Source organism: Brucella intermedia LMG 3301 (genome assembly GCF_000182645.1).
GTDB classification, from domain to species: Bacteria; Pseudomonadota; Alphaproteobacteria; order Rhizobiales; family Rhizobiaceae; genus Brucella; species Brucella intermedia.
In genome coordinates, this window is sequence record NZ_ACQA01000003.1 from 20,726 (window position 1) to 43,511 (window position 22,786).

The window sequence follows — 22,786 nt, forward strand, 5'->3', positions numbered from 1 at the left end:
TTGCAGGTTTCGATATGGCAGCAGAAAGCTCATTTCTACAGTTGAAAGCCCTCACCAAGCTTTACGGTAACAATTACCGGGCAGTGGACGATCTTCATCTCGATCTTCCCCGCGGAAAACTGCTCGGTCTCCTCGGCCCGTCCGGTTGCGGCAAGACCACGACATTACGCATGATTGCGGGTCTCGCATCGATTTCGGACGGCAACATCCTGATCGATGGCAACGATATTTCGCATAGGCCGCCCCATCAGCGCGATATCGGTCTGGTTTTCCAGAACTATGCCCTGTTCCCGCATATGACGGTGGCCGAGAATGTCGCTTTCGGCCTCGATATGCGCAAGGTTGCCAAGGCTGAGGCGAAGAAGCGGGTGGAAGAAGCACTCGAAATGGTGCGGCTTCCCGGCTATGGCTCGCGCAAGCCCAAGGAAATGTCCGGCGGCCAGCAGCAGCGCGTGGCGCTTGCGCGCGCGCTGGTCATTCGTCCGCGTATTCTTCTGCTCGATGAGCCCCTGTCCAATCTGGATGCGAAGCTGCGCGACGACATGCGGATCGAAATCCGCGAGATTCAGAAACGCCTCGATATCACCACGGTCTTCGTCACGCATGATCAGGTAGAAGCGCTGACAATGTGCGATGTCGTGGGCGTTATGGATAGCGGCAGGCTGGCGCAACTTGGTTCGCCGGAAGAAATCTATGAAAAGCCATCCTCGCTGTTCGTCGCCAAATTCGTCGGTCGCGCCAATGTCCACAATTGCGAGATCCTCGACGAAAATGTCTGCCGTCTCGGCAGCGCCGCCTATCGCTGCAACACGCATGGAAAGTCACGCGGGTCCGGGCAGATCGCCATTCGTCCGCATCGCATCAATCTCACGCCCAACCGCGATCGCAATCTTGTTAGCGTCGTAACCAACAGCGCGCACGGCGTGGTTGAGCGTACGACCTATATCGGCGACATCGTTCAATACGACATCGAGATCGAGGGCGCCTGCCTGAAAGTTGAAGTGCCGACCGCCAGCGCGGGACATGCATTCCATACCGGTGACCGGCTGCTGTGCGAATGGAAACCAGAAGATATGCTGGTTTTCGGGAGCTGACGTCATGACAGCGATCACATCAACCGGCATCATCCCGGCAAAGCCGTCGAGACGCAGGCGTTACGGTCTCGTCGCCGTTGCGCTTCTTCTGCCGATGGCCTTGATCAATCTCATCGCCTTTATCGCGCCGGTTGCGCATCTGGCGCAGATATCTTTCCTGCAAAGCGAGAGCGGCGGTGTCCTGACAGACCGCTATACGTTCGAAAACTACATCAACTTCTTCACCGACAGCTTCAACTGGGGGCTTGTGTTCAACTCGCTCTGGCTGAGCGCATTCATCACGCTGGCAACGCTCGTCTGCGCCTATCCGATTGCGCTTTTCCTGCACCGTGTTTCACCCGTATGGCGCAACTTTCTTTTCGTGGTGACGGTCTCGCCGCTGCTCGTCAGCAGCGTGGTGCGCACCTATGGCTGGATGGTGCTTCTAGGGGATCAGGGGCTCGTCAACGGAGCCTTGATGAACCTCGGCGTCATTTCCTCCCCCATCAGGCTCGTCAACAATACGCTTGGTGTGTTCATCGGCATGGTGGAAATCCTGATCCCCTACATGGCGCTGTCGCTGATTGCCGGTTTCGGGCGCCTGAACGCTTCGCTTGAGGAGGCTGCGGCATCCCTCGGCGCCAATGCCTTCACCCGGTTTCGCCGCATCATCCTGCCGCTCACCTTGCCGGGTATCGCGCTTGGCTGCCTGCTTTGCTTCGTGCTGGCAATCAGTTCCTTCATCACGCCCAAACTGCTTGGCGGGGGGCGCGTGTTCCTGCTGGCGACGGAAATCTACGATCAGGCCGTGATCCAGCTTGAATGGCCGCGGGCCGCCGCAACCTCCGTCATTGTCCTGATCATCTTCGGCCTCGCTCTGATGGTCTATTCCCGTATCGCACGTCGCATCGACTGACCGGCAAGGAGAAATGAGATGATCGGTTCAACTTCATTGCCATTCCGCCTTCTGGTCGGCCTGCTTTACCTGTTCCTGCTGGCCCCCATTCTGGTGGTGGTGCCGTTATCGTTCAGCAACGATAACTATCTGACGTTTCCGCCGCAGAGCTGGGGCGTGCGGTGGTATGCGGAAATGCTGCACCATGAAACGCTCATCCAGGCGTTCTGGATCAGCCTTGGCATTGCATCGGTCGTTACCGTCCTGTCGCTTCTGGCGGGTATCCCGGCAGCCTATGCGATCCGCCGTTATCAGTTCCGTGGACGCGAAGCGGTGCTGAACCTCTTTACCGCGCCGCTGCTTCTGCCATCCATCGTGCTGGGCCTCGCCATTCTGTTGGTCTTCGTGCGGCTGGAACTTCTCGGCACATTTACAGGTCTTGTGATCGCCCATCTGATCGTGACGACCCCTTACGTCATCCGCATCATGATAACCGCGTTCTCCACCTTGCCTCCATCGGTCGAAGAGGCCGCCACGATGCTGGGTGCGTCCCCGTTCACGGTGTTCCGTCGCATCACACTGCCATTGATGATGCCGGGTCTGGTGGCAAGTGCGGCTTTGTCCTTCCTCCTGTCCTTCGATGAGGTGGTGATCTCGCTCTTCATCACCGGGCCACGCATGACGACGCTGCCGGTCGAAATCTTCAATTATGTCGAAAGCCGCACCGATCCGATGACCGCTTCCATCTCGGTCGTGCTGATCGCGGCGACGCTGCTCATCATCTTCGTCATCGAACGCACACTCGGATTGTCACGCACAATCGGCAAATAACCTCCCAACTGAAAGTGACTTCAAGCATGGAAAATATCGCCCTCTGGATGTCGCAACCGCATTTCAGCTATCTCGAAATTGCCCGGACCTGCGGCTTCTCGTCCTTCGTCCTCGAACTCGAGCACGGAACCTTCGACCTGTCGACACTGGACCAATTTCTGGCCTTTACCAAGGCGCAGGGTCTTTCCACCCTGACCAAGGTGCTGGCGCCGACGCCAGAAGCCATTCAGCAGGCGCTGGACTTCGGATCGGATGGCGTCATCGTTCCGCATATTCTGGGCGTGGAACATGCACAGCAGGTTACGAAAGCGGCAAAATATCCGCTGGTCGGCACGCGCTCTTATACTGGCGGCCGCATTTTCGGTTATGCCCGCCCGGCCACCGATGCCTTCGAGAAAGAGAACAAGCGCACCAAATGCTTCGCCATGATCGAGACGGCGGAAAGTCTTGCCGATGTCGAGAAGATCATTGCGCTCGATACGGTTGACGGCTTGTTTCCCGGCCCTTCGGATCTGGCGCTTGCGCGGGGGCGGGGAGCCTACGCTTTCAATGATGACGACAAGGCCGACCTGCGCCGCTGCGCGGCTGCTGCACGCGCTGCCGGGAAGCCGTGGATCATGCCCGCCTGGACCGAAGCCGAACGGCGCTTCGCGCAGGACGAGGGCGCCGCGATGCTGGTCGTCGCCACCCAGAACATGACGCTTCGCCAGGGCATGGTCTCGACCGTAAACATGCTGAAAAGCGAAGCCCTGGTTGCCTGACTGAACTGATTACTAACCCATTCGCTGGAGGAAAAAATGAAGATCACCCTGATCCAAACGAGCCCGCAGGCCGACAAGGCCGAAAACCTGCGCATTACGCGGGGATTGATGGAAGATGCCGTGCGCACGGATTCTCCGGACCTAATCGTGCTGCCCGAATATTTCGAATATTACGGCGGTACTTCGGAAGAAAAACTTGCGGCAGCCGAGAGCGTTCCCGGTGGTCCTGCCTACAAAATGGCGCAGGACTTTGCCCGTGAGCACAAAGTCTTTGTCCATGCCGGTACCCTGATGGGAAAAGGTTCCGAACGAAAAGCGCATCTACAATTCCACTTTCGTATTCAATCGCGAAGGCCAGGAGATCGCGCATTATCGCAAGATCCATATGTTCGACATCGTCGGGCCGGACGGGACGGCCTATAAGGAATCCGCCACCGTCAAGCCGGGCGAGAATGTCGTCGTCTATGACCTCGACGGGTTCAAGATCGGCTGCGCGATCTGCTACGACATCCGCTTTGCCGAACTTTATCTGGAGCTGGAAAAGGCCGGTGCCGATGTGATCGTTCTTCCCGCCGCATTCACGTTGCAGACCGGCAAGGATCACTGGGAGGTGCTGGCGCGGGCCCGTGCCATCGAAACCCAGACCTATTTCGCGGCCTGCGGCCAGACCGGCAGCACCGTTTCCAACGGCGAACGGCGTCATACCTATGGTCACTCGCTGGTCTGCGATCCGTGGGGTCATGTGGTGGCGCGCGCCTCCGATGGTGTCGGCTTCGTGACGGCCCGCATCGAGCGTGCCCAGATCGAACGTGTGCGTTCACTCATCCCGATGGTCAGCCATCGCCGCATCGGCAAGCAGTTGCAGGCCTGCGCATAGGAGGCGCCTTATGTATACGATCAACCCCATGCCGGAGCAGATAGCTGAAAGCGATCTCAAGCTCCTGTCGGGCGTCGAAACAGCCACCGTCGGACACTGGCGTTTCTTCGGCTTCATGCACCGTTCCATCCAGCCGCTCCTCCCGAAGCGCCGCGTGGTGGGCACCGCCGTCACCATCGCCATACCGGGTCCGGATTCCACCTTGCTTCACCACGTAACCGGAATGCTTCGCCCCGGCGATATTCTGGTGGTGGACCGGATGGGGGACGACCGCTATGCGTGTTGGGGCGGCGGTGTGACCATCGCGGCGAAGGCGGCGGGGGCCGTCGCCGGCATTGTGGATGGCCCCTGCACGGACCTGACGGAAATCGAGGATTCCGATTTTCCGATGTGGGCCAGGGGCATCTCGCCCATCACCACCCGGCTCTATGATCTGGGTGGCGGCATCAACATTCCGGTCTCCTGCGGCGGTGTCGTCGTCAATCCGGGTGATGCCATTCTGGCCGATGAGAGCGGTGTTCTCGTCCTGCCGCGTGACGAAGTGAACGCGGTCGCCTCGCGTGCGCTGGACATACAGGACAAGGGCAAGGCACGCGAAGCTTCCGTAAAGACCGGTCTCAAGCTGGGTGACGTTTCAGGCGCAACCAGGAAAATCCTCGCTCACGCGGAAGGCTGATCTGACAGGGCCGGTTTTGGCCGGCCCTGTCGTTTGTGGGATTGAATATGACTATTTGCTTATTTTCATCCCGCAAGTGTCTTAGAAGGAAAGGACGAATCTGGCTGCCCGGAGCGCAATAAGGGACTTCAAGAAACGCGCGCGGGTAACTGAAATGGGAAGGGACATGCCGGTCCATGAATATCCGTTTTCTGGAAACGGTGATCTGGTTGTCGGAACTGCGTAATTTCCGGGCGACGGCGGCTCGCCTCAACATGACGCCGGCGGCAATATCCAATCGTATCGGCGCCATGGAACAGGAACTCGGTTTCCGGCTTTTCGACCGCGACGCGCGCGACGTCAACCTGACGGCGGAGGGCGAAGCTTTTGTCGAGGGCGCGCGCGATGTCGTGCGGCGTTACCATGATCTGGTGGAAAGCCTGAGCCCGCAAAACGGGCTCGAAGGAACGCTGAAGATCGGCATCGTTCCAAGCCTTGCCATGACCATATTGCCGGGTATTCTCGATATTGTGCGCCAGCGTTATCCGAAGATACGCATCTCGATCACAACCTCATCTTCGAAGGGGGTCGTGCAGAAGCTGGAGCAACGGGAGCTCGATATCGTTTTCGCGATCAAGCCCGAACCGACGCCCAATCTGCGTATTGTCGACATATGCACGTTCGGCATGTTCTGGATATCGCGCAGCAACCAGTTTCCGGGCGGTGCGGAAGATGTTCTGTCGCGCGATGATCTACTGGGCCGCAATCTCATTTCCTATGAGAGCGGCTCCTATAATTATCAGCAGATCATCAATTACTTCACCGAGGAGCGGTTGAAAGACGCAACTGTCCACTATTCCAACTCGCTCACCACGACGATCAACATGATTTCGGCGGGCGTCGGTATTTCCGTCATTCCCCCCGTGGTGATCCAGAAAGAGCTTCGGACGGGCGAGCTTCAGGTGTTGAATACCAACGCCGCTTTCCCCGCGACCAGCTATAGCGCTATCTATCTCGAAAGCGCGGCGACACGCCTGATCACGCTTGTGGCCAATATCGCCCGCGAAGCCGGGCGCAATTTCAGCGGCAATTTCAGCGATAGTCTCGCCTATCAGGATTAAACGCGCTTCGGCCCCAATGGATTTCATCCACGCAACAGAGGTTGACGGTTTATTCGGCGACCCGATGCTGCGTACTCGCATTCCGCATATCGTCCAGCTGCCGCAACGAGGAAAACAACGACTCCCGATCCCGGAGATGTTCTTCATAGAGTGACAGGAAAATGGAGTTCGTCGTCACGTGCGGTCCGGGCGCGGACCGAGCGCGGCGCAGGCTGCTATTCGCCTTGCGCTTGGCGTCTTCGACTTTCGCTTGCAATTCCCGAAGCATGCCAGAATTGCCAAAAGCATGAAAACCGGCTTCCGGTGCGACTGTATTGGGTGTCGAGTGGATCATGGTCTGCATCTCCGATGGCAAGATATAGAGCTGATCGTGGCGTCCGTTTATGATAGAATCGTGGTGTAAACCGTACGAAATTACATTCTTGTCGTGGTATGTTTCGGGCGCAGTTTTTAAGACCAATTCCATTTCTTGCTGGAGAATTTTTAGCACCGCAAGCGTCCGGGAAACGAGGCATTTAATGCCAAAACCTCGGGGGAACAAGGAAAAAACTCACGGTCCAGCTGTAACCGAACAGATTTCAGGCCGTATGGCTCGAAGGGGTATCAATCAGCGTCGTGATTCATGAAAGGGAGCATATCGACCGTGTCGAGGGTCGTGGGCTCGACGGGTTCCCCGTCCGGCTTTGCAAAAACAATCACCCACAAGCAGTAGATTAGAAATACCGCCACACCAATCGCTAGCAGGCTGACAAATATGAGTGGCCAATCGAACATGCCTCATACCTTGACGCAGTTTGGGCGCTAACTCAACCGTGTTAAATTTGGCGCGCACGAACGGAGCTGCGTCCAAGGGGCACACTCTCGAAGCGATCCCGGTCAGCTGGTTCACTTCTTATGGGTTTCGATCCAGGTAATACCGAAAACGACAGCGCTGACGGCCAGGATCGCTACGATCTCAATCCAAAAAATCAACTGCATGGCCATGTCCTCCAGCATGGTTAACAAAAACCTAACGAAAAGGTTCATTCACGCTGAGTGACCGAGTCTACGCCGTCGTTGCCGGCGGGCGGCCCCGACAGGAGGCGCTGTGGGCGGAACCCGTGCGATCCCTGGACTATTCAGGCAAGAGCGGCTCATGGGAGCCGCTTTTTGATCGCTCTCGCCAACCGTCTTTTCGCACGGCTAGCGCACCTCAAGGACTTCGCCGGTGCGACGATCTATGACAACACGCATCTCGTCGTCGCGACGGTCCAGTCCTCGGACAACATAAACGTTTCTGCGCCTTGAGATGCTTTCAACTTCATCCATCCCTTCGCTGCGCGCGATCCGGGCGGGCCCTGCGTTCGCTGATTTCCTCGCGACCGTAACGTCGATCTCCATCCGGATTGACCTGGATACCGTTTGGGCCGATTTCAATACTCTGCGCATGTGCGGGAACAGTTGGAATGAAAGCCGATAGTACCAAAGCTGCGATTGCCGGGAACTTGTACATGGCAGTTATCCTTGCTCGTTTCACGCCCGCCGTCGACATCAACCGATAAGTGCGTCACCAGTTCCCGTGGTGGCGGTCAACTCCTTCTAACACTGCGAAGATATCGTGATGAGAAGTGCAATCGGTTTTGCTGTGTCAGGTCTGTCATGGGGCCAGAACCGTGAACGCTTCCCTCTATCTTGCCGTCTTGACAGTACTGCATACACAGCACTACGCTGCAGTAACACGGCAGATTTTTACTGAAGTGAGGGGAGGAATTCATGACTAAAAGTTCAATTATTACAGGACTGGGTCGGGTTTCAATTTCACGGCGCCAGTTTATAACATCGAGCGCACTGGGCACCGGTGCTCTGCTTCTACCGTCCTTGCCGTCTTTTGCCGCGGACAAGCCCAAAGTGGGTCTGGTCATGAAGTCGCTCGCCAATGAGTTCTTCAAGCAGATGCAGGCAGGTGCCGAGGACTATGCCGCCAAAAACACCGACAAGTTCTCTTTCGCCGCTGTCGGAATGAAGGATGAACGGGATTTCGCCGCACAGGTCGATGCAGTCGAGAATTTCGTCACGCAGCAGTTCAATGTGATCGTGCTGGCTCCGGCGGATTCCAAGGCGATGGTAACGCCGGTCAAAAAGGCTCTGGAAGCCGGCATCAAGGTCATCAACATCGACGTGGCGCTGGATGAGGAGGCGAAAAAGCAGGCCGGTGTCGATCTTGCCTTTTTCGGTCCCGATAACCGCGAGGGTGCAAAGCTCGCAGGCTTGGCGCTTGCCAAGGAACTGGGCAAGGGCGGCAAGGTGGTTATCCTCGAAGGCAATCCCGAGGCCGACAACGCCAAGGAACGCAAGAAGGGGTTTGACGATGCCGTGGCCGAGGGCGGCCTGACGCTGCTCGATTCCAAGACGGCGCATTGGGAAACGGAAGAAGCCAACACGCTGATGACCAATTTCCTGACGCAATATCAGGACATTCAAGGCGTGATGGCAGCCAACGACTCCATGGCGCTCGGCGTGGTGAAGGCGCTGGATGCCGCTGGAAAATCGGGGCAGATCAAGGTGGTGGGCTTCGACAATATTCCCGCCGTCCAGCCGTTGATCAAGGATGGCAAGATGCTTGCCACTGTCGATCAGTTCGGGGCGCAGATGGCAGCCATGGGCATTGATTACGGTCTCAAGGAGCTGGCGGGCGAGAAATTTTCCGGCTGGGTCAAGACGGATATCAAACTCATCACCGCCAAGGATCTCTGAAACATGCCAATCATAGAGCGGCGCTCCAAGCGCCGCTCCGCTTCACCCGGCAGGCAGGAAAAGACATGCAGTCAGCCGACGCCATTTTAAGATTGGAAAATGTCGGCAAGACCTTTCCGGGTGTGGTTGCGTTGAACGGTATCACGCTGGAACTGCAGCGCGGCGAGACACATATCATCCTGGGCGAAAACGGCGCCGGAAAGTCCACCCTCATCAAGCTTCTCGCCGGCATATATCAGCCCGATTCCGGCGAGATTTTTCTGAACGGCCAGCCCTACAACCCAAAGACCCCGCACGACGCGCAGGTTCAGGGTATTCGCATCGTTCATCAGGAACTCAACTTGCTGTCGCATCTTTCCATCGCCGAAAACCTGATGCTGGAAAGCCTTCCGAGGCGCTTTGGGATCATGGATCGGGCAAGGCTGAACCGGCGCGCCGAAGAGCTTCTCGCCGAGGTAGGTCTGGCGGTCGATCCGCGGATGCCGGTCTCGGAGCTGGGCGTTGCGCAAATGCAGTTGGTCGAAATCGCCAAGGCGCTTGGTTATGACAGCAAACTACTGGTTCTGGACGAGCCGACGGCGACGTTGACGCCACCGGAAATTGAGCGGCTGTTTGCGATCATCAAGCGCCTGAAGGCGAAAGGCGTCACCATCATCTACATCTCACACCGTCTGCACGAGGTCTTCGAGATCGGTGACCGCGTAACGGTGTTGCGCAACGGGCGGCTGGTGGAGACACGCGACCTGCAGGGGTTGAGCGTGCCGCATCTGGTGCGCATGATGATCGGCCGCGACATCGCGGATGAATACGGCTTCAATGCTGATATCAAGCCTGGTACCGTCGCCTTGTCGGTGAGGAATGTCAGGCGCAACAACGGCGCCCCGCCGGTTTCGTTTTCGGTGCGCCATGGAGAAATTCTCGGCGTCGCCGGTTTGGTCGGATCAGGCCGCACCGAGGTGATGCGCGCAATCTTCGGCGCCGATCCAAGATCGGCAGGGGAAATCGATATCGATGGTAGGCCGGTAGACATCCGTGATCCGCGCGATGCGGTGCGCAACGGCCTTGGCTTCCTGACCGAAGATCGCAAGACCCAGGGGCTTCTGCTGGATATGCCCGTCTATATCAACGCCACGATCACCGACCTCAAAAAAATCTCGAATGGCGGTCTGCTGGACCGTAGCGTCGAGAAAGGTGCCGTGGCTGAGCTGGTCGAGCGGTTGCGCGTCAAGACGGCATCCATCGACACGCCGGTGCGTAATCTCTCCGGCGGCAATCAGCAAAAGGTGGTTCTGGCAAAATGGCTGTTTCGTGGGTCGTCCACGCTGATACTCGATGAACCGACACGCGGGGTTGATGTCGGCGCCAGGCGCGAGATTTATCAACTCCTGTGGATGCTTGCCGCCAACCAGAAGGCAATCATCATGATTTCCTCGGACCTGCCCGAGCTTATCGGCATGTGTCACCGCATCATCGTCTTCTCCAACGGCAAACTGGTGGGGGAACTTGACCGGTCGCAATTCGACCAGGAACGTATTCTCTCGCTCGCTTATCAGGAGCATGTTCACGCATGACGGAACCCACTTCTCCATCTGTCCAACAATCCGACGCTGTCGATCGCCAGAAACTGAAGCGCTTCCTGCTGCGTGATGCGGGTGTGTTTCTGGCGTTGATCCTGATAACGCTGGTATTTTCCTTCACCGCGCCCTATTTCGCAACGCCGGGCAACGCGCTCAAGATTTTCGTTCAGATCGCCATCAACACGGTTCTTGCGGCAGGCATGACCTTCGTTATTCTGACCGGCGGCATAGACCTTTCCGTTGGCTCGGTGCTTGCCTTATGCACGGTCGTGGGCGCACTTATCATGACCTCCGGTCTGGAGCCCGCCTTGTCGATCCCGCTCGCCGTTCTGGCATGCATTGCCGTCGGTGGGCTTTGCGGGTTCATCAACGGCAAGGTGTCGACCTACTGGAAAATCCCGTCGTTTATTGTCACGCTGGGCATGCTCAATATCGCCGCCGGTGCGGCACGTGTGGTGTCGAACAACTCCACCATTACCGGGCTTCCGCAAGGGTTTGTCGATTTCGGGAATCTGATAGTCGGTGGCTTCCTGCCTTCGATCTTCCTGATCGCGGTGGCAGTGATCGCTGTCGGCTGGTTCGTTCTCCGCTTTACGGTTTTCGGTCGCATGATCTATGCGGTCGGCGCCAATGACGAGGCGGTGCGCCTTTCGGGACATAATCCCGATGCATACAAGATCGCTGCGTTTGTCATTTCCGGCGTCACCGCCGGTATTGCTGCGATTGTCTATCTGCTGCGGCTGAACATTGGAAGCCCGATTGCTGGCGTCGGTTATGAACTCAACGCGATAGCAGCCGTCATCATCGGTGGGACGAGCCTGTTCGGCGGCAAGGGATCAATCGTGGGGACGCTGGCCGGTGCCTGCATCCTGCAGGTTTTGGCTACCGGCCTGCAATTGCTCGGCATCGGTGACAATTACAAACCGATCATTATCGGTACGGTGATCATCCTCGCGGTTATTGTCGATACCTATCGCGAAAGGTTGTTGCGGCGTATTCGCTGACCGCACCATGAAAGGCTTCAACCCGGCGTTTTGCGTTTCGCACCGCGCCGGGTTTTGGATTACGCCTATTTCTTTGTGGCGGTTGTCAGGGGGACAACGATCTTTTTCCAGAACTTGTCTTCGTCGATGTAGTTCTGAATGGCGGCCTTCTGAGTGCCTACCGGTCCCCGTCTTGCCTCACCATTGCCTCCAATATCGTTGTTGGTGAACGCAAGGCTTCGGCCATAGTCCAGGCCCATCTCAGTGTTCACGTCCACATAAACGCCGGTAGCAGGCGCAGATGTTCCATCCTTGGGACGAGGCGCATTGTTCCATGCGAGCACAATCGAGGGGTCGATGACATAAGCGGCTGCAAACAGGTCCCATACATTGTCGGGCCCGAAAGTGGTTCCGCCTTCCGCCTTGATCCGCTCCTCCCGGGCAAGCCAGAGTTTCTGAATGCCCGGAACGCTGCCGTCGACCATTTTTCGATAGAGGTCTTCCGGCATTCCGCCCGTATGTTCATTGGCCTCCAGACCCGAAATCACCTGATTTCCATACGCCTTGAAAGTTTCGGAATTTGGATCGCCCCATTTCGACCGGACGCTGATCTTGGCGGCTTCAGGGTCGGCCCACCAGTTGAACTCCGCCGATGCTGACGAATTTCCGGGTACATAGAAAGCACCGCCCATATAGACGATTTCGGCGACCTTCGACGGAAAGCTTGGGTCCTTGAGAATGGCGCGTGCGATATTGGTGAGTGGGCCGATGGCTACCAGTTTGACCTGGCCGGGATATTTATTGACTGTATCGACCAGAAAATCGACGGCGTCCCTGTTGCCATCCGGGTCGGGATTATCCAGGCCATAAACCCGCTTGTAGGATGGCGCTTCGCCATATTTGTGTTTGTAAACGTCGGACCATTTTGCCGTGGGGTCGGCATCGATCTCGTTGCCCGCATCCGGTCGCAGATAGCCGCCCCAACCGGTGATGGGGCTGATCTGCAATTCTGCCGCGAGCACTTCCGGCGTGGCTTTGTTCCCTCGCCAGTTGCGAATGCCGTATCGGCTGCCTTCATAGATAGGCACGTCGGAGCCAAGCGCCTCCAACTGTCGGACACCCGCGGCCACGCCGGCCGGCATGGGCGTGTTTCCGGACACGACCGTCACGCCGAGCAGGTCGATGTTGGGAGCCCGCTCAAGCAGAAGCATGGCGGTGCCATCGTCGAAGAGTTCGACCATGTCCGCGTCCAGAATAACTTTTGTGCGGGATTCCTGCGAGAATGCGACGCCGGATACTGCCAGCGAGCAAGTCAAAGTCCAGGCAAAGATAGACGGCCTGATATCCATTCTGTCCTCCCTCTATGGTAAGTCGCGTGGGTAAAACGCTGCATCAGAATAGGATATTATGCAGTTTTTCTTGTCAATGTAAGTATATTTAAAATTATATATCGTAAAGGACTGCAATTAAGTGGTTTGTGAAATAAGGGCCTAATCTTGAGACCCCATTACCGCGAAACAATCCGACGTGGGTCGCCGGTCGGCGTAACAGGCCGACCGATGAAGTTTTTTACCAGCCTTACTTTTGCCAGCTCTTGACCAGTTCATCGTAATTGACGGTGATTGGCTTTTCCTTCTCGTTTTCGATCTTCAGCTGCGGAGCGAGATTGCCCTTGGAAACGGCATCCTTGTTCCAGAACTCGATGTCATGTTCCTCGGCGAGCTTCGGTCCGATGTCACCCTGAACCCCGGCGCGCTCCAGACGAGAGAGGACTTTTTCCTGTTCGGCGCAAAGGGAATCCATCGCTTCCTGTGCCGTCTTTGCGCCGGAAGACGCATCGCCGATCGCCTGCCACCACAGCTGAGCCAGCTTCGGATAGTCGGGTACGTTAGTGCCGGTCGGCGACCATTGCACGCGGGCCGGAGAACGATAGAACTCGACCAGACCACCAAGTTTCGGTCCGCGATCCGTGAAGCTTTGATGATGGATCGTGGAATCGCGGATGAAGGTCAGTCCCACATGGCTCTTCTTCACATCGACTGTCTTCGACGTGACAAACTGCGCATAGAGCCACGCGGCCTTGGCGCGGTCATCTGGCGTGGACTTCATCAGCGTCCAGGAGCCAACGTCCTGATAGCCAAGCTTCATGCCGTCTTTCCAGTAAACACCGTGCGGCGAGGGGGCAACGCGCCACTTCGGCGTTCCGTCCTCATTCACGACGGGGAGACCTGGTTTGGCCATGTCCGCAGTGAATGCCGTGTACCAGAAAATCTGCTGGGCGATGTTGCCCTGCGAAGGAACGGGACCGGATTCGGAGAAGGTCATGCCTTGCGCTTCCGCTGGAGCATAGGCCTTGATCCAGTCCAGATATTTTTGGATCGCATAGACTGAAGCTGGTCCGTTGGTGTCGCCGCCGCGTGCGACGCACGAACCGACCGGACGCGACTGGTCATCGACCTTGATGCCCCATTCATCGACCGGCAGGCCGTTCGGCAAGCCCCGGTCACCGTTGCCGGCCATGGAAAGCCACGCATCGGTAAAGCGCCAGCCGAGTGACGGGTCCTTCTTGCCATAGTCCATATGGCCATAGACCTTCTTGCCATCGATTTCGCGACCGGTGAAGAACGCGGCAATATCCTCATATGCCGACCAGTTAACGGGAACGCCAAGGTCATAACCATACTTCGCCTTGAAGTCGGCCTTGTTCTTTTCATCGTTGAACCAGTCGTAACGGAACCAGTAGAGGTTCGCGAATTGCTGGTCGGGAAGCTGATAGAGCTTCTTGTCGGGAGCGGTGGTGAACTTGCTGCCGATGAAATCGTCCAGATCAAGGCCCGGATTGGTAACGTCCTTGCCCTCATTGGCCATGAAGTCGGTCAGGTTGCGGACCTGCTGGTACCGCCAGTGCGTGCCGATGAGGTCGGAGTCGTTGACCCAGCCGTCATAGAGATTCTGACCGGTCTGCATCTGCGTCTGGATTTTCTCGACGACATCCCCTTCCTGGATAATGTCGTGCGTGACCTTGATACCGGTAATGGCGGTAAAAGCGGGGGCCAGCACCTTGGATTCATAGTCGTGGGTGGTCAGGGATTCGGAAACGACCTTGATGTCCATGCCCTGGAAGGGCTTGGCTGCATCGATGAACCATTGCATTTCCTTTTCCTGGTCGGCGCGCGAAAGGGATGAAAGGTCACCGATTTCCTTGTCGAGAAACTGCTTTGCCTCATCCATTCCTGCTGAAGCTGCGCCTGTCATTGCCAGCACGATGAGTGCCGTAGTCGTCATTAGATGCCGTCGCATGTTGATCCTCCCAAAGCTTGCGAGTGCATATCGACTTTCGGGCGCGGTATGTCCCCCGGGCCCACTACTGCATGAAGCGGACGTATTCCGCTTCGGACACCTTAAACAAAGCGAAATACGCCAATGGCGTAGACCACCGAGAGGGCGACAGCCCACCACAGGTTCGGACCAACCAGTCCAAGCCATGCCAGATTGATGAATGCGCTGCCGAGTAACGAAATGAACAGACGGTCGCCGCGTGTGGTCTCGAACCCCAGGATGCCGTTGCGTGGTGCGCCTCCGGGGGAAGCATATTCCCAGACACCCATTCCAACGAGCAGGGCGGCGATACCGCAGAAAAAAGCGGCGGTCTGCCAGGTCCAGGCCATCCATGAGAAGTCGGGCAGATGAAACATGTCAGACCCTCCCCAGGGCGAAGCCCTTGGCGATGTAATTGCGGACAAACCAGATCACGAGTGCGCCGGGTATCAGCGTCAGAACGCCAGCGGCAGCGAGCAATCCCCAGTCCATTCCGGCAGCCGAAACAGTGCGTGTCATTGTGGCCGCGATGGGTTTCGCGTCCGTGGTCGTGAGGGTTCGTGCAATCAGCAGCTCGACCCATGAGAACATGAAACAGAAGAAGGCTGCCACGCCGATGCCTGATGCGATCAGCGGCATGAAGATCTTCACGAAGAACTTTGGAAACGAATAGCCGTCGATATAGGCTGTCTCGTCGATTTCTTTCGGTACGCCGGACATGAAGCCCTCGAGAATCCAAACGGCCAGCGGCACGTTGAACAGGCAATGCGCCAGTGCGACCGCAATATGCGTATCGATGAGCCCGAATGCCGAATAGAGCTGGAAGAACGGCAGGGCGAACACTGCCGGAGGCGCCATGCGGTTGGTCAGGAGCCAGAAGAAAAGATGTTTGTCTCCCAGGAAATGGTAACGCGAGAAGGCATAGGCCGCCGGTAATGCCACCGAGACTGAAATCACCATGTTCATGACAACATAGATGATCGAGTTGATATAACCCGAGTACCAGGCGGAGTCGGTGAAGATGGCGCGATAGTTTTGCAGCGTCGGCTCATGCGGAAACAGCGTCAGCGACGTCAGGATTTCCTGATTGGTCTTGAAGCTCATATTGATGAGCCAATAGATCGGGATCAGAAGCAATATGATGTAGATTGTCGGTATAAGCCAGCCGAACCGCGACGTCTCGCGTCTGCTTACGTGCTGTCTGACGGCGCTGGCATCCGGTGCAATCGCATTCACGCGGCCCATAGAGGCTCCATGTACGGCGTTCATCTCATGCCTCCTGATCGTGGCTGGTCATGACGGTGTAGAACACCCATGACAGCAGCAGGATGATAAGGAAGTAGATCAACGACATGGCCGCCGCCGGTCCAAGATCGAACTGCCCCAGCGCCATCTTGACCAGATCGATCGACAGAAATGTCGTCGAATTGCCTGGTCCGCCGCCCGTCACCACGAACGGTTCGGTATAGATCATGAAGCTGTCCATGAAACGGAGCAGTACAGCAATCAGGAGAACGCGCTTCATCTTGGGCAGCTGGATGTAACGAAACACCGAGAACCGCGAGGCTCCGTCAATCCTTGCGGCCTGATAGTAGGCATCGGGAATGGATACGAGGCTTGCATAGCACAACAGCACCACGAGGCTGGTCCAGTGCCATACGTCCATGAGGATGATCGTCACCCAGGCATCGAACGGATCGTTGACGTAATTGTAATCCAGCCCCAGCCAGTTGGCGTAATAGCCGAGCAGGCCGATGTCACTGCGCCCGAAAACCTGCCAGATCGTGCCGACCACGTTCCATGGTATCAGCAGGGGCAGTGCCATGGTGACGAGGCACACCGGAACCCAGAAACCCTTTTTGGGCATGTTGAGCGCAATCAGGATGCCGAGAGGTATCTGGATAGCCAGAACGATGAACGAAAAAATGAGATTACGCCCGAGCGCATCCCAGAAGCGGCTGGAGTGAAGAATCTGTTCGAACCAGTCTGTTCCGGCCCAGAAGAACTGATTATTGCCAAATGTATCCTGCACCGAATAGTTCACTACCGTCATCAGCGGAATGACTGCGGAAAAGGCGACCAGCACCAGCACCGGCAGGACCATGAACCAGGCTTTGTTATTCCAGCTTTTCTCCATGGTCAGCCCTCCATCCCCACACGCCAGGAATCCGCGAATATGCCGATAGCCTTCGGATCGAAGGTCACACGCGGGTCTGCGGGTATGTCCTCATCCTCGCCGACCACCACTGCCAGTTTCTGCCCCTCGAAGCCCGCGCGCACGATGCGGTAACGCCCGATATCCTCGATCTTGTCGACACGGATTGGCATGCCTTCACGACCGAGCTTTACAAACTCCGGTCGGATGCCCAGCTCGATTTGTGTCGAATGGCCAATCTGAGGAATGCCAGAAAGTGAGATGGTTTGCGCGCCGACCCTGGCAGTTTGGCCGTCAATCCGGGCGGGCATGAGGTTCATGCCTGGAGAGCCGATGAAATAGCCGACGAATGTGTGCTTGGGGCGTTCGAACAGTTCAGCGGGCGTGCCGATCTGCACGATTTCTCCATTGTGCATCACCACTACCCTGTCGGCGAATGTCAGCGCCTCGGTCTGGTCATGCGTTACATAAACCATGGTGAAACCCGATTGACGGTGCAGCCGCTTCAGCTGCGAACGCAGGACCCATTTCATATGTGGATCGATAACCGTCAGCGGTTCATCGAACAGGATCGCGTTGACGTTTGCGCGTACCAGACCTCGACCCAGTGAGATCTTCTGCTTCTGATCCGCGGTCAGTCCGCGTGCCCGTCGCCCGGCAATGCCGCCGAGATCGGTCATTTCGAGAATGTCCTTCACGCGGCGCTCCACTTCCGCTTCCGGCATGCGACGGTTGCGCAGGGGAAAGGCGAGATTGTCGAAAACAGTCATCGTGTCGTACACGACGGGAAATTGGAAGACCTGCGCGATGTTACGGTCCTCGGTCGCCAGGCCGGTCACGTCCTGTCCATCGAAGAGAATGCGCCCCTCGGTCGGCTTCAGAAGACCGGAGATGATGTTGAGCAGGGTCGTCTTGCCGCAACCGGACGGGCCGAGCAGCGCATAGGCACTGCCGTCCTCCCACTCATGATTGACCATGTTCAGGGCGTATTCGCCTGCGGCCTGCGCCTTGGCATTATAGGCGTGGCGGATATGATCGAGAGTGATACGTGCCATCGCCGTCCTCCTATGCCGCCAAGCCGGCCGCGTGGCCGACGGCGCGACCGGTCTCATCGAATGCCATCAGATGCCGCGTGTCGAGGTAGACTTCGATTTCGCGGTCCGGTTCGATGATCTGGATACCGTGCGCCAGCATGACCCAACGGTCGCCTTCGTAATCGAGATGGATGAAGCTTTCCGATCCGGCGATTTCGGACACCAGCGTGCGGGCCCGAATGGGAACTGTAGCATTTTCCGCTGGACGGACGAGCAGATGATGCGGCTGGAACGCGATGGTCAGCGGACCGTCACTTATATGGGCCAGTTGGCCCGGCACGGCGATGGCCGGGCGATCCGCCCGCAGGAAACGATCGCCTGACTTGACCATGCGAGCCGTGTTCAAAGGCGGATCGGCAAATGTGCGTGCTGTGATGAGGTCGAGCGGGCGGCGATAGACGTCGATTGTTCTGCCAAACTGTGTGATGTGGCCTTCCGAAAGCGCAGCCGTATTGCCGCCGAGCAGCAGCGCCTCGGAAGGCTCGGTGGTTGCGTAGACGAAGATAGCGCCGGATTCGGCAAAGATGCGCGGCAGTTCCTCGCGTAGTTCCTCCCGCAATTTGTAGTCGAGATTGGCCAGCGGTTCATCGAGCAGGACGAGATCGGCCTTTTTCACGATGGCACGCGCAATCGCAGTGCGCTGTTGCTGGCCGCCGGAGAGGTTAAGCGGTGTTCGGTCAAGATAGGGCGTCAGCTTCAGAAGCTCTGCGGCCTTGCGAACCTCACTGTCGATTTCCGACTGGGACTTTCCTGCGATACGCATCGGCGAAGCGATGTTTTCATAAACGGTCAAGGCCGGGTAATTGATAAATTGCTGATAGACCATCGCCACATTGCGCTTCTGGACGGGCATGCCGGTAACATCCTGTCCGTCGAACAGAATTGAGCCTTCGCTTGGCTTGTCCAGTCCAGCCATGAGGCGCATGAGGGAGGTCTTGCCGGACAAGGTTGGTCCGAGCAGCACATTCAGGCTCCCGCGTGGCAGGACCAGATTTGTCGGATGGATGTGCGTGGCTCCTCCGACCGTCTTCGAGATATTTCGCAGTTCCAGCATATGTCCCGAGGCCTCCTCCAACCGTCGGAATTATTGCGCTTATTGGCATATCCTCTCAATATGGACTTCAAGGGGCTGTGCCTTATCCCTTATGAGCAACTTGTGTCCTGCAGGCCGTTTCCGTGCTTCTTCGGAAAACATGCATATTCCAGTGCCATTCCGAACGCTGCCGAAGATGTGTTTCGCCAAAGGCTCCGCCCACCTTACCACAACCCCGGGCCAGGTGCTCGATGCGCGCCAGTCAGCAGGCGCAACCATGGGGCCGCGGCCTATGCTCGAGCAAACTCGAGGCGGATTACTTGGATAAGCATATAGCTTGCAGCTTTTGTCTAAGAAGAGGGCATGCGCATTAGCAACTGACATGTTCCTCCACCTGATCACACGTTCAGCCTTTGCGAGTGTGAAAGCCAAACAATGAAAATCGAAAACAAAAGGAAAGTCAAATGAAGATAATTGTTGCGCTCATGAAGAGGGGCGACCATGGCCTCGCTTCGCGACTAATGAGCGACCAAAGCCGGTCGCAGACCCGCTGACGTCAGCCTATCGAGACAAGCTCGCGCGGAAGGGTATTCATCGTTTCCGCTCCGTCTGCGGTGATGAGGAATTGTTCCTCGATCATCAGCGCCCCCACGCCGTTTGCGTAGAACGGCGCTTCCACAGCCAGCACCATATTGGGTTCAAAGACCATGGTGTTGGCATGCGAAATAAAGGGCCATTCCTCTATTCCGAGCGCGGAGCCGACGGAATGCCCGAAATGGCCGCGATAATATTCGCTGAAACCATGACGCCGCATGGTGGAGAGCATTGTTTCGTGGACCTGTCCGAATGTATTGCCGGGCTTCAGCAAGGCGATACCGGCATGGAACGTTTCAAAAAGCGCGTCGTAAATCTGCTTGGCGAGCGGCGCAGGCTCACCGTAGACATAGGTGCGCGCGCCATCTGAAGAATAGCCGTTCACCAGTGTGCCGACATCGGCCTTGATGAGGCCGCCCTCCGCCAATTGCGCCGCCGGGTTCTGAAGGTCAGGTCCGGTCGAGATATAAGCCCAGTGACCTGACAGGCGCTCTCCGTTTGCTTCGGCGGCGCTTGTCGCTCCGGCCAGCCAGGCGTCGGAAAGCTCTGCCGCCGTGACGCCGGACCGCGCTGTCGCCGCCATTCTCTGCAAGCCGCCTTCCGCATAACGGGCGGCATTGCGCAGAAACTCGATCTCGCGGGCGCTCTTTATCAGGCGCAGTTGCTTGACGATGCGAGAGGCGTCGCGCCATTGCACCGAGGGCAGGACTGCTTTCAGGCGTTCAAAATCGGCAGCCGGTACGAATTCGAGGTCGATCCCGATGCTCGCCCGCCCGAGGCCCCGTTCGGCAATCACGTCGGCAAGTAGCTGAAAGGCTGCCTTCTGGTCGAAGGTTTCCGGGCGCGGGCCGATATTGCCGCTCTCGCGATAGGCTGCGTTAATGTCCTCGATCGTGCGCGCGCCATGAACCGTAACGGCATCGATCCAGATTCTGTGCGAGCGAAGGTCGATGGCATCAGTCGTGGTACCAGCTGCCGCCAGAGCCTGGTCGCTGATAATGGTGCTTGAACGTGTCGAGGCATCTGCCGGAACAAGCGCTATGGCAGAGCCGGCGCGCCCCCACATTGTCGCCACGCCCGCCGCAATCCCTGTTGCATAGCGAAAGTTTTCAGGCTGAAAAAGCACCAAAGCCTCCAGGCCTTCCGCAGTAAGCAGTTCCTGTGCGCGGTGCCGGTCCATATAGCTCATGGCTGATCTCTCGAGGTTGGTGCTTTGTCGGTGTGGCTTATATCGGATGGTCCGAGCTGGCGTCCGGATGGTTTATCCAATCGATTGACTCTTTATAGAATAAATTTCTAATAATTCTCACTATCTCATCGTGTCGCCGCTTACCGATGCTCTCTCCGTCGCGGTATAACCGTCGTCAAGGCATGTTTCTCGAAAGCGGTACCGGTTTCGAAATAAGACAGCGTAAAAACAAATGGATAGAGCATTCCCGATAAAACGGGAAATGCTCTGACGGAGAGCCCGGAAGGGCGCTTTCCACGCAGGAGAATAATATGGGCGGCTTCAACATTCGCAATCGCAAATCGGGATTGGCCTACTGGGGGCTGAGTGCGGCATTGGCCGTGGCCCTTGGTGCGGGTTCGTTCGGCCAGGCGCTGGCACAGGAAAGCGACCCCGACGCGACAATCAATATAGGTTCGCTCTATGAGCCGCAGAACCTCGATAATACGGCAGGCGCAGGGCAGGGCATCAACGAAGCGTTCAACGGCAATGTCTATGAAGCCCTCTTCCGGCTGGCCGATGACGGAAAGGTCGAGCCGGTCCTGTCGAAGGATTACAAGGTCAGCGATGACGGGCTTACCTATACGTTCAAGCTGCAACCGGGCGTGACGTTCCACTCGGGCGCGCCGCTGACTTCCAAGGATGTGAAGTTTTCCATCGAGCGCGTTGCCGCGCCGGAATCGAAAAGCTCGCGCAAAAGCAGCCTGAAATCCATTTCGGCTATCGAGACCCCTGACGATGAGACGGTTGTCGTCAAGCTGTCGTCGCGCTCGATCTCCCTGCCATACAATTTGAGCTATGTATGGGTGGTGAACGATGAAGCGAAGGACTTGCAGTCGAAGGAAGATGGAACCGGACCTTACGAGCTGGAAGACTGGCGTCGCGGTTCATCGCTGGCCATGAAGCGCTTCGATAAATATTGGGGAGCCAAGCCGAAAAACGGTGAGGTGGTGTTCCAGTATTTCACCGATGCGAGCGCGCTGAACAATGCATTGCTGACCGGGTCCGTCGATATCATCACGTCGGTCCAAAGTCCGGATTCGCTGGCACAGTTCAAGGACAATCCGGATTTCACCGTCAGTGAAGGGCAATCTACTACCAAGCTGCTTCTAGCCTTTAACGACCGCGTTGCGCCATTCGACAATGTGAAAGTACGCAAGGCACTTGCTCGCGCCATCGACGATCAAAAGCTGCTGAAGGCCGTATGGGGCGATTATGGCACGCTGATCGGCTCCTTCGTGCCGCCGACCGATCCGTGGTATGTCGATCTTACAAAGGTCGACGCCTATGATCCCGAAAGCGCCCGGGAGCTTTTGAAGGAGGCCGGTTATCCAGACGGCTTCACCTTCACCATCGACACGCCAAATTATGACCCGCACCCGATTGCCGCGCAGTTTATCCAGAGCGAACTGGCCAAGGTCGGCGTAACGGTCAAGATCAACGTCATTACCGCCAATGAATGGTACACGAAGGTCTACAAGGCCCATGATTTCCAGGCCACCTTGCAGGAGCATGTGAACCACCGCGACATCGTCTTCTACGGCAATCCCGATTTCTACTGGGGTTATAACAATCCGAAGGTTGTCGATCTCATCAAGGAAGCGGAGGCGAGCGCGACCACGGACGAACAGACTGCAAAACTGACTGAGGCCAACAAGATCATTGCCGAGGACGCGGCAAGCAACTGGTTCTACCTTTATCCGCAGATCGTCGTTTCAAAGAAATCGGTCAGCGGTTACCCCCTCAACGGCTTGAATTCGCAGTTCTTCGCCTATGACATCGTGAAGGCGGAATAGTAACCGCCTGTCGATATCGAGAACACGAACTCGACAGACCGCGCCGCCTGAATTATTTTCCG

21 protein-coding genes and 1 pseudogene are annotated in these 22,786 nt (G+C 57.0%); 12 read left to right on the forward strand and 10 right to left on the reverse strand.

The features are described from left to right. Positions 1 to 14 precede the first annotated feature (14 nt). From OINT_RS21550 to OINT_RS21580, 7 genes and pseudogenes are all read left to right on the forward strand, one after another. Positions 15 to 1,094 carry an ABC transporter ATP-binding protein gene (locus tag OINT_RS21550; protein WP_006470060.1) on the forward strand — a complete coding sequence of 360 codons (1,080 nt, stop codon included), beginning with the start codon at positions 15 to 17 and terminating at the stop codon, positions 1,092 to 1,094. Between the two features lie 4 nt (positions 1,095 to 1,098). Beyond that, the gene (locus OINT_RS21555) at positions 1,099 to 1,989 is read left to right on the forward strand and encodes an ABC transporter permease (protein WP_006471844.1); all 891 of its coding nucleotides are present in this window, start codon (positions 1,099 to 1,101) and stop codon (positions 1,987 to 1,989) included. Positions 1,990 to 2,007: 18 nt separating this feature from the next. Next, positions 2,008 to 2,799 carry an ABC transporter permease gene (locus tag OINT_RS21560; RefSeq protein ID WP_006470062.1) on the forward strand — a complete coding sequence of 264 codons (792 nt, stop codon included), beginning with the start codon at positions 2,008 to 2,010 and terminating at the stop codon, positions 2,797 to 2,799. A gap of 26 nt (positions 2,800 to 2,825) precedes the next feature. Beyond that, positions 2,826 to 3,560 carry an HpcH/HpaI aldolase family protein gene (locus tag OINT_RS21565; RefSeq protein WP_006471845.1) on the forward strand — a complete coding sequence of 245 codons (735 nt, stop codon included), beginning with the start codon at positions 2,826 to 2,828 and terminating at the stop codon, positions 3,558 to 3,560. Positions 3,561 to 3,596: 36 nt separating this feature from the next. Next, a pseudogene (locus OINT_RS21570) lies at positions 3,597 to 4,437 on the forward strand (carbon-nitrogen hydrolase family protein). A gap of 10 nt (positions 4,438 to 4,447) precedes the next feature. Then, complete coding sequence (locus OINT_RS21575; RefSeq protein WP_006470064.1) at positions 4,448 to 5,113, forward strand: RraA family protein; 666 nt, start codon at positions 4,448 to 4,450, stop codon at positions 5,111 to 5,113. A gap of 176 nt (positions 5,114 to 5,289) precedes the next feature. Continuing rightward, entirely contained in the window at positions 5,290 to 6,213 is a 924-nt protein-coding gene (locus tag OINT_RS21580; RefSeq protein WP_006470065.1) for a LysR family transcriptional regulator, read from the forward strand. Positions 6,214 to 6,262: 49 nt separating this feature from the next. Here the strand turns inward: OINT_RS21580 and OINT_RS21585 are convergent, their stop codons facing one another. Next, on the reverse strand, positions 6,263 to 6,703 hold the full coding sequence (locus tag OINT_RS21585) for a hypothetical protein (RefSeq protein ID WP_235691723.1): 441 nt from the start codon (positions 6,701 to 6,703) through the stop codon (positions 6,263 to 6,265). A 659-nt stretch (positions 6,704 to 7,362) separates the two neighbouring features. Between OINT_RS21585 and OINT_RS24410 the strand changes: the two genes are divergently transcribed. Then, the gene (locus OINT_RS24410; RefSeq protein ID WP_328284852.1) at positions 7,363 to 7,500 is read left to right on the forward strand and encodes a hypothetical protein; all 138 of its coding nucleotides are present in this window, start codon (positions 7,363 to 7,365) and stop codon (positions 7,498 to 7,500) included. A 13-nt stretch (positions 7,501 to 7,513) separates the two neighbouring features. Here the strand turns inward: OINT_RS24410 and OINT_RS24415 are convergent, their stop codons facing one another. Next, positions 7,514 to 7,705, reverse strand: a complete 192-nt coding sequence (locus OINT_RS24415; RefSeq protein WP_328284853.1) for a hypothetical protein — start codon at positions 7,703 to 7,705, stop codon at positions 7,514 to 7,516. 260 nt (positions 7,706 to 7,965) lie between these two features. On the opposite strand from OINT_RS24415, the gene OINT_RS21595 reads away from it, so the two are divergent. The 3 genes from OINT_RS21595 (at position 7,966) to OINT_RS21605 (ending at position 11,527) form a co-directional block, all read left to right on the forward strand. Next, positions 7,966 to 8,946: a sugar ABC transporter substrate-binding protein gene (locus OINT_RS21595; RefSeq protein ID WP_006470070.1), complete on the forward strand. Its 981-nt coding sequence runs from the start codon at positions 7,966 to 7,968 to the stop codon at positions 8,944 to 8,946. Between the two features lie 65 nt (positions 8,947 to 9,011). Then, complete coding sequence (locus OINT_RS21600) at positions 9,012 to 10,517, forward strand: sugar ABC transporter ATP-binding protein (protein WP_006470071.1); 1,506 nt, start codon at positions 9,012 to 9,014, stop codon at positions 10,515 to 10,517. Then, positions 10,514 to 11,527 carry an ABC transporter permease gene (locus tag OINT_RS21605; protein WP_006470072.1) on the forward strand — a complete coding sequence of 338 codons (1,014 nt, stop codon included), beginning with the start codon at positions 10,514 to 10,516 and terminating at the stop codon, positions 11,525 to 11,527. The genes OINT_RS21600 and OINT_RS21605 overlap by 4 nt, the downstream gene beginning before the upstream one ends. 65 nt (positions 11,528 to 11,592) lie before the next feature. Here OINT_RS21605 and OINT_RS21610 read toward each other — a convergent pair whose 3' ends face one another. The 8 genes from OINT_RS21610 to OINT_RS21645 form a co-directional block, all read right to left on the reverse strand. Continuing rightward, the gene (locus OINT_RS21610) at positions 11,593 to 12,855 is read right to left on the reverse strand and encodes a nucleoside hydrolase (RefSeq protein WP_006470073.1); all 1,263 of its coding nucleotides are present in this window, start codon (positions 12,853 to 12,855) and stop codon (positions 11,593 to 11,595) included. Positions 12,856 to 13,084: 229 nt separating this feature from the next. Beyond that, positions 13,085 to 14,806, reverse strand: a complete 1,722-nt coding sequence (locus OINT_RS21615; protein WP_006470074.1) for an ABC transporter substrate-binding protein — start codon at positions 14,804 to 14,806, stop codon at positions 13,085 to 13,087. A 101-nt stretch (positions 14,807 to 14,907) separates the two neighbouring features. Beyond that, positions 14,908 to 15,201 (reverse strand): DUF2160 domain-containing protein, encoded by a 294-nt coding sequence (locus OINT_RS21620; protein WP_006470075.1) that lies wholly within the window; start codon positions 15,199 to 15,201, stop codon positions 14,908 to 14,910. A gap of 1 nt (position 15,202) precedes the next feature. Then, positions 15,203 to 16,069 (reverse strand): carbohydrate ABC transporter permease, encoded by an 867-nt coding sequence (locus OINT_RS21625; protein ID WP_006471850.1) that lies wholly within the window; start codon positions 16,067 to 16,069, stop codon positions 15,203 to 15,205. A 25-nt stretch (positions 16,070 to 16,094) separates the two neighbouring features. After that, positions 16,095 to 16,961 carry a carbohydrate ABC transporter permease gene (locus OINT_RS21630; protein ID WP_006470077.1) on the reverse strand — a complete coding sequence of 289 codons (867 nt, stop codon included), beginning with the start codon at positions 16,959 to 16,961 and terminating at the stop codon, positions 16,095 to 16,097. A 2-nt stretch (positions 16,962 to 16,963) separates the two neighbouring features. Then, complete coding sequence (locus tag OINT_RS21635) at positions 16,964 to 18,034, reverse strand: ABC transporter ATP-binding protein (RefSeq protein ID WP_006471851.1); 1,071 nt, start codon at positions 18,032 to 18,034, stop codon at positions 16,964 to 16,966. Between the two features lie 10 nt (positions 18,035 to 18,044). After that, a complete protein-coding gene (locus OINT_RS21640; protein ID WP_006471852.1) occupies positions 18,045 to 19,127 on the reverse strand; it encodes an ABC transporter ATP-binding protein in 1,083 nt (360 codons plus the stop codon). 535 nt (positions 19,128 to 19,662) lie between these two features. Beyond that, positions 19,663 to 20,889: a M24 family metallopeptidase gene (locus OINT_RS21645; RefSeq protein ID WP_006470080.1), complete on the reverse strand. Its 1,227-nt coding sequence runs from the start codon at positions 20,887 to 20,889 to the stop codon at positions 19,663 to 19,665. A gap of 311 nt (positions 20,890 to 21,200) precedes the next feature. On the opposite strand from OINT_RS21645, the gene OINT_RS21650 reads away from it, so the two are divergent. After that, complete coding sequence (locus tag OINT_RS21650; protein ID WP_006470081.1) at positions 21,201 to 22,724, forward strand: ABC transporter substrate-binding protein; 1,524 nt, start codon at positions 21,201 to 21,203, stop codon at positions 22,722 to 22,724. The last annotated feature ends 62 nt before the right edge of the window (positions 22,725 to 22,786 follow it).